A 13471-nucleotide genomic window follows, 5' to 3' on the forward strand; every position below is an offset into this window, starting at 1 on the left:
AATTTTGTAAAACTTATCTTATTTTTGGATAAGTTTTTTTTGATATTAATTTAATCTGCAATACCATGAAAAATTTTTTACTTCGGGTTCAAAAAAATTGTATCTCAGGAATTATTCTTTTATTGCCATTAGTTGTGTTTTTTATGATCCTCGAGAAAGTATGGGGATTTTTTAGAAAGTACGGTGATAAATTTGCTCACTTATTGCATATAGATAAAGTCTTAGGTACAATAGGAAGTGACATTATTGGTGGAATATTTTTAATTCTATTGATTTATTTCAGTGGTTATCTAATGCAATTTTCTTTCTTAAAAAGAATAGCAGACTGGATTGATGATAAATTAATGTTTTTTTTGCCGGGTTACGAAAAAAATAAAAAGCTGGCAGAAGAAAAACTGATTAAAAAAGTAAAAAAAACAAGTACAAATTTGCCTGTTTTATTGAAGTTTGGTTCCTATTGGCAGCCCGCTTACTTAATTGAAGAAAACACAGAAGGGAATGCTGTGGTTTTTGTGCCAACTGCTCCCGCAAAAGATCAGGGACAAATTTATATTGTAAGCACTACTGATATAAAAAGACTGCCTGATATAACTTTAGGAAATTTTGATGCTTCGGTAAAAACATTAGGTAAAGGAATATTGAGTTTCAAATAGTTTCTTTTTGTATTATAAATAGCAGATAATTAATACGTTTATTGGAATATTATTTTTTTGAAGAGATTATAATTTATAAAATATCACATTTCTTGATGATCTCTGTCTTTTCATTGTGTAACTCTGTGAAATAGTTTTAAATTTGCATTCATAAAACAAAACACAACTTAAGGATAATGAGCAATACAATCACAACTACAAATTTTAATTTCCCAAATCAAAAATCAGTTTACCGAGGAAAAGTTAGAGAAGTTTATAATATTAATGATGAACTTTTGGTAATGGTGGCAACGGATAGACTTTCGGCTTTTGATGTGGTTTTACCAAAAGGAATTCCGTACAAGGGGCAAATTTTGAATCAGATTGCTACAAGATTCATGGAATTAACAGAAGATATTGTACCAAACTGGTTGATTGCAACACCAGATCCTAATGTTGCTGTAGGTCATTTATGTGAGCCTTTTAAAGTAGAAATGGTAATTCGCGGATATGTTTCTGGTCATGCTGCCCGTGAATATGCAGCAGGAAGAAGACAAATTTGCGGAGTAACTATGGCCGAAGGTTTAAAAGAAAATGATAAATTTCCTGAACCAATTATTACACCAACTACAAAGGCAGATAATGGTTCTCACGATGAAGATATTTCCCGTGAAGACATTTTAGCAAAAGGTATTGTTTCTGAAGAAGATTATATTGTTTTAGAAAAATATACACGTGATTTGTTTCAAAGAGGAACTGAAATTGCTGCAAGCCGTGGTTTAATTTTAGTTGATACTAAATACGAATTTGGAAAAACAAAAGACGGTGTAATCGTTTTAATTGATGAAATTCATACTCCTGATTCTTCTCGTTATTTTTATGCTGATGGTTATCAGGAAAGACAGGAAAAAGAAGAGGAGCAAAAACAATTATCTAAAGAGTTTGTTCGTCGCTGGTTGATTGAAAATGGTTTCCAGGGTCAGGAAGGGCAACAAATTCCGGAGATGACAGATACTTATATAGAATCTGTTTCTGAAAGATATATTGAGTTATACGAGAATATTTTAGGAGAAAAATTTGTTAAGGCAAACATTGACAATATTGATGAGCGTATTGAAAAAAACGTCGTAGAATATCTAGCTTCTAAAAAATAGTTATTTTATCTTGTCTTATAGAAATTATCTGTAAGGCAAGCTTGAGAATATTTAGCCACAGATTACATGATTAATTTGATTTTAATAATCTTTTGATCATGTAATCTGTGGCTTTTTGTTTTGTCTCTAAATCTTCAATTGTCTTTCACACTTTTTATGATTTTTTCCTTTTTATGAAGTGTATTTTAAGTTAAAATACAGATTTAAAAAACTCGCATTAATTCAATTTATTGAAAAAAATGTTAAAGAAATGCATTGAAATCAGATGTATTTTCTTTCTTTTTAGCTTTTCTTTAAAATTGACGTATTTAGATTGTTAATTTATGTTTTACTCAGTATTTATTTAGTTTTTATTTAATTCTCGAGCTTTTTTGCACTTCCTTTTGAACTAACGTTAAAAAGGTAAAGGATTGTTTGTCCATTTTCTGAAAATTTCGCGAATTATTTTTCAGAAAATATTCAATTAAGTGTAACATTTTTACTTTTGCAGCGTCTATTATATGGAAACGTCAATTAAACGCTCTTGTCATTATTAGTTTATTAATTAAACGTTAAGAATTAGTTAAAACAAAGTACCTTGCAATGCAATATACTGGAATTTAATTTACATTTGTATAGAATTTAACAACAACCCATTATCAATCAAATATTTATCAATCAATTTAACACACAAATCATTATGAAAAATTCAGTTATTTATTTAGGACTAGCTTTAGTTGCATTTGCAAATGTATCAATGGCTTCAAATCAACAAGTAGTAGTAAAACAGCCAGTTGAAGTTTCAGCTTGGGATGCAACTCCACTTAATGTTGCTGTTAGTAAAGGTGACATCGAAGTAGTTAAAAAATTTATTGAATATGGTGCTAACGTTAATGAAAAGTCAGACGATATGTCTCCTTTAATGACAGCTGCACGTTACAACAAAGTTGAAATTATTAAAGTTTTATTAGCTAGCGGCGCTCGTCCTGGTGACAAAAACGAAAAAGGATATACAGCTTTAAAATATGCACAATTATCAAATGCAACAGATGCAATCGCTCTTTTGAAAGATTTGAAATAAGAGTTTAAAAAAAGTTTGAGTTAGTATACAAAAAAGATCTTCTTTGAGCAGAGGATCTTTTTTTTGTGGTAATTTGAAATTGATTATTATCGAGTAGTTATTTACCGCAGAGTTCAAAGATTGTACTTCCTATTAGACAGAAAGTTCGCAAAGCTAAATCAATACAAAGCTTTGCGAACTTTGTGTTTTTTATAAAAGGCTAATAGTAAAAAATCTTTGTGAACTCTGCGGTAAAATTCATTTTTTTGATCTTAAAAAGCCTTAAAGCTTAAAATCAAAAAAGCACCATTAATAATAATGATGCTTTTCTTTTTTAAAACCAAGTCAAATTAATCAAACCAAATTAATTTATTTTTAAAACACTATTCAATAGGAACGTGCTTTTTTCGATTGAATACCCAAAATATAATTGGGAACACTAATAATGTTAAAACTGTTGCAGTAATTAGTCCTCCAATAATCACAATTGCCAATGGTTTTTGTGATTCAGAACCAATTCCTGTTGAAATTGCAGCTGGCATTAAACCTATTGAGGCCATAAGGGCTGTCATGACTACAGCTCTTGTTCGGGCTTTTACTCCAATAAAAATGGATTCTTCGAGAGATAGTTTTGCTTTTAGATTATGGTGGAATTCAGAAATTAGAATTACACCGTTTTGAATACAAATCCCTAATAAGGCTATGAATCCAACACCGGCAGAGATTCCAAAATTCATTCCTGTAAGATGCAAAGCCATGATTCCTCCAATAATTGCAAACGGAACATTCGCCAATACAAGTAATGAATCCTTAATATTTCCAAACAAAATAAACAGTAAAACAAAAATCCCGATTAAACTGATAGGAACCACCTGAGCCAGACGCGCACTGGCACGAACCTGATTTTCAAATTCTCCTGTCCAGCCCACAGTATATCCCTGCGGCATTTTCATTTTTGCCACTTTTGCCTGAGCTTCAGCAATTGTGCTTCCTAAATCACGATCACGAACAGAAAATTTAACTCCAATAAAACGTTTGGTATTATCTCTGTAAATAAAAGCCGGACCAGTAACGGTTTTTAGATCGCAAATTTCTTTCAATGGAATTTTGATCCCGCTAATTGTTGGAACTTTCAATTCAGCAATATCATTTTCATCTTTGCGGTATTCTTTAGAAAAACGAACCCTTACATCAAATTTCTTTTCATCTTCATATTTTTGAGTTGCTGTTTTTCCTCCAAATGCAAGTTCCAGAACAGCTTGAGCATCACTTAAAGTTACTCCATAAGCGGCCATTTTATCTCTATCAAGAATTACACTGATTTCCGGTTGTCCAACGTTTCTTAAAATTCCGGCATCTTTAATACCCGGAATATCTTTTATCTGAGCTAAAACTTCATTTGATAATTCATCAAGTTTGTCAAGATCATCACCATATATTTTTACTGCATTTGAGGCTTTAAAACCAGCAACAGACTCGGCAACATTATCGATAACAGGCTGCGAATAATTATAAGTAATTCCCTGGTGAACTTTTAATTTTTGATCCATTTCATTAATCAAATCATCCATTGTAATTTTTCGGGTCCATTCTGATTTGGGTTTCAAATCAACCTGAAGCTGTATAAAACCAAAACCATTCGGGTCAGTTCCGTCATTACTTCTTCCGGTTTGAGATAAAACTTTTTTTACTTCAGGAAAGCTTTCCAGATCTTTTCTAATCATTGCGGCTGTTTCTACACTTTGCGGTAAAGAAGTACTCATTGGCAATTCTGCTGTTACCCATAAAGCGCCTTCGTTTAATTGAGGTAAAAATTCAGTTCCTAAAAACGTAGCCGAAAAGAAAACTGCTACTAGAATAGCTGTCGAAGCGATTAAAGTTTTTACTTTATGCTTAAATGTCCAGGCAAAACTTTTACTTACTATTCGATCCCAGAAATTAACAAAAGGATTGTTTTTTTCCTTTACATTTTTATTTAAAAGTAAATGTGATAAAACCGGTACTAATGTCAAAGTAAAAAGTAACGCTCCCATTAAGGCAAAACCTAAAGTATAAGCCAACGGTGAGAACATTTTCCCTTCCACTTTCTGAAATGAGAAAATTGGAAGTAAAGCAGTTATAATGATTAATTTAGAAAAGAAAATAGCTTTCCCCATTTCTGCTCCCGTTTTTTTAATCAAACTGCCTTTTGCAATTTTATTATATGCCGTCATTCCTAATTGATGTGCACGGTGGTCCAATACCACAAATAATCCTTCGACCATTACCACCGCACCATCAATAATAATTCCGAAATCGACTGCACCCAAACTCAACAAATTGGCACTCATCCCCATCATTTTCAGGCACAAAAAGGCAAACAATAACGATAACGGAATAACAATTGAAACTGTAAAAGTTGTTCTCCAATCTGCCATAAAAAGAAACACGACACATGTTACAAGAATAATACCTTCAAATAAGTTATGCATTACTGTTTCTGTCGTGAAATTCATCAAATTATCACGGTCATAAAAAGTCTCTATTTTAATGTCTTTTGGAAGAACATTGTCATTCAAATCCTTTATTTTGGCTTTAATCAATGCCAATGTTTCCTGTGGATTCTCGCCTTTTCGCATTACAACAATTCCTTCAACGGCATCGTCATTTTTGCCTATACCGGTTTGTCCAACTCTTGGCATTGAACTTTCATAAACAGAAGCTAAGTTTTTTACTAAAATTGGATTACCGTTAGCGTCATCTACAATAATATTTTCAATGTCCTGAATGGATTTTAAAAGCCCGACACCGCGTACAACAAATGCCTGTCCATTCTTTTCGATAATATCTCCCCCAACATTTAAGTTTCCTGCATTAACAGCATTATAAACCTGAAGCGGCGTAATGTTGTATTTTGCTAATTTTATTGGATCAACACCAACTTCATAAGTTTTAGTCTGACCTCCAAAAACATTTAAATCGGCAACACCAGGAACAGAACGAAGCTGTTTATCAATAATCCAGTTTTGATAAGTTAATAACTCTCTACTATCTCGACTGTCACTTTTTACAATATATCTGAAAATTTCACCGGTTGGCCCATAAGGTGGCTGCACATCTGGTTCTACATCATCTGGTAACGATACATTTTTTAATAAGTTGTTTACCTGCAAACGTGCAAAGGTATCATCGACACCATCATCAAAAATAATTTTAATAACAGATAATCCAAACATGGTAATACTACGAACACTGGTCTTTTTTTGTACCGAGTTCATAGAGATTTCTATAGGAGAAGTAACAAAACGTTCTACCTCTTCAGCACTTTTTCCATTCCATTGTGTAATGATAATAATTTGAGTATTCGTTACATCCGGAAAAGCATCGATTGGCATATTTTTAAAAGAAATAAATCCTGCAACAGCCAGTAATCCTACCCAAAAGAAGGTAAATGCTTTATTCTTAAGCGAAAAAGCAATAATATTTCGTATGAATTTGTTCATGTCTTATTCGTTTAAAGCGCGATAAATAAATAACTCATTGTTTGTAATAACTTTCTCGTTTTCTTTCAAACCATTCGAAATGTAAGTGACATCACCAACAACACTATAGACTTCAACTTGTCTGGTTTCAATATTATGACGATCTTTAAATACCATTACGAAGTTTTTACTTTTATCAAAAACAATTGCTTTACTGGGTACGGCAATCATTGATTTTCCTTCATTATAAGATAATTTGATATTTGCATTCATATCCGGTTTTAGCATAAAATCCGGATTATGCAATTTTATGCGAGCTTGCATAGCTTTTGTTTCAGGATCAATCACGTTAAAGATTTTATCGACTTTACCTTTAAAAACTTTATCAGGATAACTTAAAGTTGTAACGTCAGCATCAATTCCTAATTTTACTTTATTAATATCGATTTCATTAATATTGGCTAATGCCCAAACTTCACTAATTTCAGCTATATCAAAAATATTTTCAGAGCGGTCGTTTCTTAAAAGCATATCCTGATTGATACTTTTTTGGATGATAAAACCACTAATTGGAGCTGTAACTTCATAAATAGATCCTGCTTTAATATTATAAATTTTATAAGTTTCCTGAATCTTGCTTAATTGAGACTGTGCTTTATTTACTTCTGATTTTGCTTCAAAAACATCACTTTCAGAATTTAATTTTCCGTCGAATAATTCCTGAGCTACTTTCAACTTATTTTTGGCCACTAATAAATCACCTTTTGCATCGATAGATTGTTTTTCAAAATCGGCAACATCAGTACTTCTAATAGTTGCCAAAACCTGACCTTTGCGAACATAGTCTCCAAGTTCTACATTTACTTTGATTACATTTCCACCAACAAGGGGATAAACGTCTATCATTTTATTATTGTCAGCTGTAATTTTTCCGTAAAAACTTAATTCATTTTTTACAGATTGTGTTTGTGCAACAGCTGTTGTAGTAGTTTTTAGCATTGCATCACTTAATGCAAAAGAAGTATTGGTTTCAGGGTTTTCAACTTCTTTTTGCAGCTTGCAATTGATAGACTGACAAGAGCAATTCCTATAATTAGTTTATATTTCATTTTATTTAGTTTTAAAATAAGTCTTTGTTGATTGTACTATTTAATTCTTCCCCGGAAAGTGCTACTCTTTTCTTTAGTTCATTTAACTGAACAGCAGCCTGATTATAACTTTCCATGAAATCTGTAAACTCCAGTAAACTGATATTTCGTTTTTGAAAATTGGTTAAAATACCGTTGTAAACAGCTTCAAAATCTGAATTTACTGTTGGTTTTATAACAATGTAGTTTTTACGGGATTCATCCCATTTGTTCCATGCCGATGTAATTTCGGTTTGCAATTGCAGATCAAAATTTTGTTTTTCGACTTTTGATTGCTCTAAAATGGTTTGGGCATATTTTATATTTCCTTTGTTTTTATTCCAAAGCGGTAAAGGAATTCCAAGTGTAAGATTAGCTTCCTTGTTAAAAGCGCCACTGCGTTGGTCATAATTTGCGCCCACAGTAATATCAGGAACAGAAAGTGATTTTTGCCATTTAACATTCAGTTCATTTACTTCGATGTCTTTTTGTTTGGCCAGATAATCAGGGCGATTTACAATGGCTTCATCCTGAAAGTTTTTAAGATCAAAAGGAATTTCTTTTAGATATTTATTAAATTCTTCTTTAGAAATTTGAGGAACTATATTTTCTTGTGAGTTCAATAATGATTTCAGGTTTCCCTGTTCTTCAATATTATTATTTACAACTTCCATTCGTTCGTTTTTAAAATTTAGATATAACGATTGCAAACGAACAAGATCTCTTAAAGGAATATTTCCTTTTTGAACCTGAACAGAATAGGAGTTGATTAAATCTTCAATATGAGTTAACTGATCGTCAGTCGTTTCAAGGCTTTTTGTATTGTAATAAACGGTATAGAAACTTTTGCGTAATTGTAGTTTTAATGTCCTTAATAAATCATTAAATTGTAGCTCGGCTAATTTCTCATTAGTTTGCGCCAATTTAATTTCATTGCGTTTTTTTCCACCTAAATAAATTAGTTGCTCGATGCCAAATGCCTTTTGTCCTTCTTTTCCAATATCAAAATATTGATTTCTTTCAGGATTGTACGCATTTAATTCTGCAGTAATTGTTGGATTTTCCCAAATTTTGGACTGAATTGTAAGTGCTTTCGAAGCATCAATATTATATTGAGATGCAAGCAGGAAAAGATTGTTTTTTAGAAATTGACTTTCGCACTCTTCTAAAGTGAATGGCTTTTGTGCGAAACCTACCGGATGTATTAAAATCAATAGTAGTATTGCAAATAACTTTTTCATTGTATCGGTTTTATTTGATACAAAGATGCTATCGTGAGACTTTAAGACACCTTAAGAAAGAACTTAAAAAGACCTTAAAAATTTAAGTTGAATGAAAAATCAACTGAAATAAGTTGGTGTTTTCAAAAGGGACATTATATATAACTTTGGCGTTATGCAGTGTTAAAATACGGTTTACAATGCGTAATCCAAGCCCAAAACCTGCAGTTCCTTTTGAGTTTTCGCCACGCATAAAAGGCTGAAAGAGATTTTTTTGTTCGTTCTCCGTTAAAGTCTTTCCAATATTAGAAATTGAAATAATAAGATCATTGTTTTCAATACTAATTTTTACAATAGCTTGTTTGTTATCAGAGTAAACACAAGCATTTTTCAGAACATTACTTATAGCGATTTCCAGCAGATTTTTATTTCCTTTTATTTCTAAAGCAGTATCCAGATTTTCATTTTCTTCCATTTCAAAAAGAATAACAAAATCAGGAAAGCTTTTATTTAAATTTTCAATAGCAGAAAATAAAATCTCATCCATTCTTTGAATTTCATAATTCTCATGATTTTTATTGTCTATTTTAGACAAAATCAATAACGAATTAATTAATTCGGTTAATTGGTTCACATCAGATAAAATAGTTTTTAAAAAGTTTTTACCTTTTATAGAAGTTGCCGAATCTTCAATAGTATTTTCAATTTGCGATGTAATTCTGGATAGGGGAGTTCTAAGCTCGTGCGAAGCGTGTGCGGTAAACTCTTTTTGTTTTTGATACGATATTTCGATGCGATCCATCATGAAATTAAATTCATTTGCAATCAAATCAATTTCATTTTTATTGCTTTTAGAAGCAATACGGGTATCAAGATTATTCTCGTTTATATTTTTAATTTTTTGATGGAATATATTTAAAGGACTCATCGCCTTTTTAACCATGAATGAAGTTAATACCCAACAAATACAAGTAAAAAAGATATAAGATATAATTAAGGTGTATCGTAAAAAAGTAATTTTCGTTTACCATAATCATCTGTTGCAGATATAAGGGCATAAAAGTCTTTGTCTTTAGTGTCATAAAAAACACCATAAACTTCATAATCGCCCTGTTGTTTAAAAAAGTTTTATTTTTCTTTAAATATTTTAAATCATCAATAGACCAGTTAATTTTCGCATCATCAATACTGCTATAAATAAGTTTAAAGTGAGAATCAAAAACCAATGTCTTTTCATCATACAATTTATTAATGGAATTTTGATCAATCATTTTCAAAAGCTGATCGTCTACTTCTTTAACGTTTACCAGTAATTTAATATTAGAAAGTGCTTTTATTTCTAATCGATCACGGAATTCTTCTTTTCTAAAATTAGAATATAAAACAAATATCAATGTAGAAGCCAACCCAAAAAGGATTGTAAATAATAAACTTACTAAAAGTGATATCCGGTTTTTTAAAGTCATTCCTGATTGCTTAAATAATAGCCGTAGCCAATTTTGGTTCGAATCAATTTTATTTCGTGGTCTTTATCTATTTTCTTTCTTAAAAAATTAATGTAAACTTCAATTGTATTCTGATTTGTTTCTATATGATAATCCCAAAGTTTTTCGGCAATAAATTGTTTAGAAAGCACTTTTCCTTTGGCATGAGCCAAAATCAAAATAAGTTTAAACTCTTTTGGGGTTAATTTAATTTCTTCGCCAGAGCGAAAAACTTTCATGTCATCTTCGAATATTTCTAAATCTTCAATAGAAATTTTTTTCTCAACCTGTTGCGGAATCTCTTTTCTTCTTAAAAGAGATGAAATTCGGGCATATAATTCTTCAAAATGAAAAGGTTTTACCAAATAATCATCAGCTCCATTATCAAAAGAAGTCAATTTATCTTCAATTTCACTAAAAGCAGTCAACATTATAATAGGTGTTTTTTTATCGACTTCCCGAATACCTTTACAAACATCGATTCCATTGATTCCGGGAACATTAATATCCAGAATTATTAAATCATATTCATACGGAAAATATTTTTTCAATAATAATGAACCATCATAATAAGGAATACACTCGAATCCTTTTAAAGTAAAGAATGTTGAGATTTCTTTAGATAAAGTAAAATCGTCTTCGAGTAGTAAAATTTTCATATTGTTTTTTTATTTGTCAATTCGGCCAATTAATAACCGAATTGACGTTTAAAATTATTTTTTATTTGAAATAAGAAAAAGTCTCATTATTTTCAATTTTCAATAAAGATTTATAAATCAATTGAATAACATTTTCAACATCTTCTTTATGAACCATTTCTACAGTAGTATGCATATAACGTAAAGGCAGCGAAATTAAAGCCGAAGCCACACCACCATTACTGTAAGCAAAAGCATCAGTATCTGTTCCAGTGGCCCTTGAAATCGCACTGCGTTGAAACGGAATTTTATTTTCTTCGGCAGTATCTATAATTAAATCTCGTAATTTATTTTGTACAGCCGGTGCATAAGCAATAACAGGGCCTTTTCCCATTTTAAGGTCGCCTTCAACCTTTTTGTCGATCATAGGAGTAGTTGTGTCATGACAAACATCAGTTACAATTGCAACATTTGGTTTAATAGTTTGTGCAATCATTTCGGCACCACGCAAACCAATCTCTTCCTGAACAGAGTTTACAATATACAACCCAAAAGGTAATTTCTTTTTATTTTCATGCAATAAACGGGCAACTTCGGCAATCATAAAACCGCCCATTCTGTTATCTATAGCGCGACAAACAAATTTATTTTCGTTTAATATCATAAATTCATCAGGATATGTAATCACACAACCTACATGAACACCCATCGCTTCAACCTGTTCTTTGTTTTCACAGCCTAAATCGATAAAAATATTACTCAGTTTTGGAGTTTCTTCCTTGTCACGCAAACGAGTATGAATTGCAGGCCATCCAAAAACTCCTTTTACAATTCCTTTTTTAGTATGAATATGAACCCTTTTAGAAGGCGCAATTTGATGATCAGAACCACCATTGCGAATTACATATAATAAACCATCATCAGTAATATAGTTTACATACCAGGAAATTTCATCAGCATGTCCTTCAATAACAACTTTAAAAGGAGCATCAGGATTAATAACTCCCACAGCAGTACCATAAGTATCCGTAATAAAAGTATCAACGTAAGGTTTTAAATAATTCATCCAAAGTTTTTGCCCTTCACTTTCATAACCAGTAGGAGAGGCATTATTTAGGTAACTTTCCAGAAAAGCAATAGAGGTATCTTTTAAGATAGATTTCGTACTCATAAAAATATTTTTGCGCTAATTTATAAATTTGGTATTAGAGTTGTATATAAATATATAATTTTACATTTAAATTATGACTCTATGAGATTTACCTACATTATTTTGTTTTTTATATCGGTTTCTTTTACAACTCAGGCTCAGGTTACTCCAAAAGAAAATCAGGAAATGGGATATATCCTTACCGAACAAGATTCTATTTTAAACGATACAATCGAGTTGCCAGAGATTATAATATCTAAAGAAAAGCTGGACCCCGAAGCGCAGAAACAATTTTTGATTCTTCAAAACAGAGTTTATAAAACCTATCCGTACGCAAAATTAGCATCAGATAGATTGACAGCATTAAATAAAGGAATGGCGCGTTTAAAAACAAATCGTGAGAAAAAGAAATATTTTAAAATTGTAGAAGATTACCTTAATAACGAATTTGAAGAACGACTTAAAAAGCTCTCTAGAAAACAAGGTCAAATTCTGGTAAAATTAATTCATCGTCAAACCGGAATTACAACATATGAATTAATTCGAACTCTAAAAAGTGGTTTCAAGGCATTTGTTTCAAATACCACGGCCAATTTATTTGACATAAGTTTAAAAACAGAATATAAGCCTTATGAAGCCAATGAAGACTATTTAATAGAAACCATTCTCGTGAGAGCATTTGAATCCGGTCGATTAATAAATCAAAAACCTGCAAATCCAGTTAATTATAATGATTTGATGGAGCATTGGGAAGAAAAGGCAAAAACACTCAATAAAAAATAATATACCTATATATAGTAATAGAATTTAATCTTTACAACCCGACAGTTTTTGAAAACCTGTCGGGTTTATTTTTTGCTACCTATATATAAGGATAAGATTCCTTAATTATATAAGTTAGTTTTATCCTGCTGAACTGAAGCTGAAACGTCACTGATTGGAATTTGGAGTTTGAAGAATTTGAAATTTAGTTTTTAGAAGGAGTTATTTCCCGCTATCCACTACAATCTTTTGTGGTGAACCCCGGCACAAAAGGATTTCCGTTACTATCGGGGCTAGGGCAGTAGTTTTCAAGAAAACATTTGGATAAAGAGAGGAAAATTCAGGAACAAAGAAGAAAACTTAGCGCCTTTGCGACTTTGCGCGAAACAAAAACCATCCCAAAACGCACTCTTGTGCCTTTTCCATCCCAATAAAAAGGAAGAAAACAAAAACCTTCGGGCCTTAGTGCCTTTGCGGCAAACCCATCCAAACCCACACAAAGCGCTACAAATCCACAAAACCCCAATCCGATCAAAAAAAACTTTGAATTGTAAAAAACGCAAAACCAGTGCTTTATAAAAAAGATTGAAATTATATAAAAAAAAGGCTTGTAAATGTAAATAAAGGTGCTACTTTTGCACCCGCAACAGCGACAGACGTTCTAAGAAATACTGACAAGCATACGGATTTTGGAAAGAAAATTTTTTTCAAAAAAAGATTCAAAAAAGCTTGTGAGATTTAAAAACAGAAGTTACATTTGCACCCCGCAAAACACGGAAAGTTCATTGACAGATTGGCAGGTAA

11 protein-coding genes are annotated in these 13471 nt (G+C 31.5%); 4 read left to right on the forward strand and 7 right to left on the reverse strand.

The features are described 5' to 3' along the window. The first annotated feature begins 65 nt into the window (after window positions 1-65). The 3 genes from ACZZZT_RS13930 (at window position 66) to ACZZZT_RS13940 (ending at window position 2846) form a co-directional block, all read left to right on the forward strand. Window positions 66-653 (forward strand): DUF502 domain-containing protein, encoded by a 588-nt coding sequence (locus ACZZZT_RS13930; protein WP_463460821.1) that lies wholly within the window; start codon window positions 66-68, stop codon window positions 651-653. A 176-nt stretch (window positions 654-829) separates the two neighbouring features. Next, a complete protein-coding gene (locus tag ACZZZT_RS13935; RefSeq protein WP_463460822.1) occupies window positions 830-1786 on the forward strand; it encodes a phosphoribosylaminoimidazolesuccinocarboxamide synthase in 957 nt (318 codons plus the stop codon). 679 nt (window positions 1787-2465) lie between these two features. Then, entirely contained in the window at window positions 2466-2846 is a 381-nt protein-coding gene (locus tag ACZZZT_RS13940; RefSeq protein ID WP_042566461.1) for an ankyrin repeat domain-containing protein, read from the forward strand. Window positions 2847-3208: 362 nt separating this feature from the next. On the opposite strand, the gene ACZZZT_RS13945 is transcribed toward ACZZZT_RS13940, so the two are convergent. From ACZZZT_RS13945 to ACZZZT_RS13975, 7 genes are all read right to left on the reverse strand, one after another. Continuing rightward, entirely contained in the window at window positions 3209-6307 is a 3099-nt protein-coding gene (locus ACZZZT_RS13945) for an efflux RND transporter permease subunit (protein WP_463460823.1), read from the reverse strand. A 3-nt stretch (window positions 6308-6310) separates the two neighbouring features. Further along, the gene (locus tag ACZZZT_RS13950; protein ID WP_463460824.1) at window positions 6311-7285 is read right to left on the reverse strand and encodes an efflux RND transporter periplasmic adaptor subunit; all 975 of its coding nucleotides are present in this window, start codon (window positions 7283-7285) and stop codon (window positions 6311-6313) included. Window positions 7286-7406: 121 nt separating this feature from the next. Further along, window positions 7407-8654, reverse strand: a complete 1248-nt coding sequence (locus ACZZZT_RS13955; RefSeq protein WP_463460825.1) for a TolC family protein — start codon at window positions 8652-8654, stop codon at window positions 7407-7409. Window positions 8655-8736: 82 nt separating this feature from the next. After that, a complete protein-coding gene (locus ACZZZT_RS13960; protein WP_463460826.1) occupies window positions 8737-9561 on the reverse strand; it encodes a HAMP domain-containing sensor histidine kinase in 825 nt (274 codons plus the stop codon). 7 nt (window positions 9562-9568) lie between these two features. Further along, entirely contained in the window at window positions 9569-10099 is a 531-nt protein-coding gene (locus tag ACZZZT_RS13965) for a hypothetical protein (RefSeq protein WP_463460827.1), read from the reverse strand. Continuing rightward, complete coding sequence (locus tag ACZZZT_RS13970; RefSeq protein WP_042566456.1) at window positions 10096-10776, reverse strand: response regulator transcription factor; 681 nt, start codon at window positions 10774-10776, stop codon at window positions 10096-10098. Before ACZZZT_RS13970 ends, ACZZZT_RS13965 begins: the two co-directional genes overlap by 4 nt. Before the next feature lie 61 nt (window positions 10777-10837). Further along, on the reverse strand, window positions 10838-11926 hold the full coding sequence (locus ACZZZT_RS13975) for a M42 family metallopeptidase (protein ID WP_463460828.1): 1089 nt from the start codon (window positions 11924-11926) through the stop codon (window positions 10838-10840). A gap of 81 nt (window positions 11927-12007) precedes the next feature. On the opposite strand from ACZZZT_RS13975, the gene ACZZZT_RS13980 reads away from it, so the two are divergent. After that, window positions 12008-12688: a DUF4294 domain-containing protein gene (locus tag ACZZZT_RS13980; protein ID WP_463460829.1), complete on the forward strand. Its 681-nt coding sequence runs from the start codon at window positions 12008-12010 to the stop codon at window positions 12686-12688. Window positions 12689-13471: the final 783 nt, after the last annotated feature.

This window comes from Flavobacterium sp. AC274, assembly GCF_979258275.1.

Bases quoted from the DNA above. Each gene is read 5' to 3' on its own strand.
- ACZZZT_RS13930 (WP_463460821.1), top strand. From the start codon at position 66: ATGAAAAATTTTTTACTTCGGGTTCAAAAAAATTGTATCTCAGGAATT.
- ACZZZT_RS13935 (WP_463460822.1), top strand. From the start codon at position 830: ATGAGCAATACAATCACAACTACAAATTTTAATTTCCCAAATCAAAAA.
- ACZZZT_RS13940 (WP_042566461.1), top strand. From the start codon at position 2,466: ATGAAAAATTCAGTTATTTATTTAGGACTAGCTTTAGTTGCATTTGCA.
- ACZZZT_RS13945 (WP_463460823.1), bottom strand. From the start codon at position 6,307: ATGAACAAATTCATACGAAATATTATTGCTTTTTCGCTTAAGAATAAA.
- ACZZZT_RS13950 (WP_463460824.1), bottom strand. From the start codon at position 7,285: ATGCTAAAAACTACTACAACAGCTGTTGCACAAACACAATCTGTAAAA.
- ACZZZT_RS13955 (WP_463460825.1), bottom strand. From the start codon at position 8,654: ATGAAAAAGTTATTTGCAATACTACTATTGATTTTAATACATCCGGTA.
- ACZZZT_RS13960 (WP_463460826.1), bottom strand. From the start codon at position 9,561: ATGAGTCCTTTAAATATATTCCATCAAAAAATTAAAAATATAAACGAG.
- ACZZZT_RS13965 (WP_463460827.1), bottom strand. From the start codon at position 10,099: ATGACTTTAAAAAACCGGATATCACTTTTAGTAAGTTTATTATTTACA.
- ACZZZT_RS13970 (WP_042566456.1), bottom strand. From the start codon at position 10,776: ATGAAAATTTTACTACTCGAAGACGATTTTACTTTATCTAAAGAAATC.
- ACZZZT_RS13975 (WP_463460828.1), bottom strand. From the start codon at position 11,926: ATGAGTACGAAATCTATCTTAAAAGATACCTCTATTGCTTTTCTGGAA.
- ACZZZT_RS13980 (WP_463460829.1), top strand. From the start codon at position 12,008: ATGAGATTTACCTACATTATTTTGTTTTTTATATCGGTTTCTTTTACA.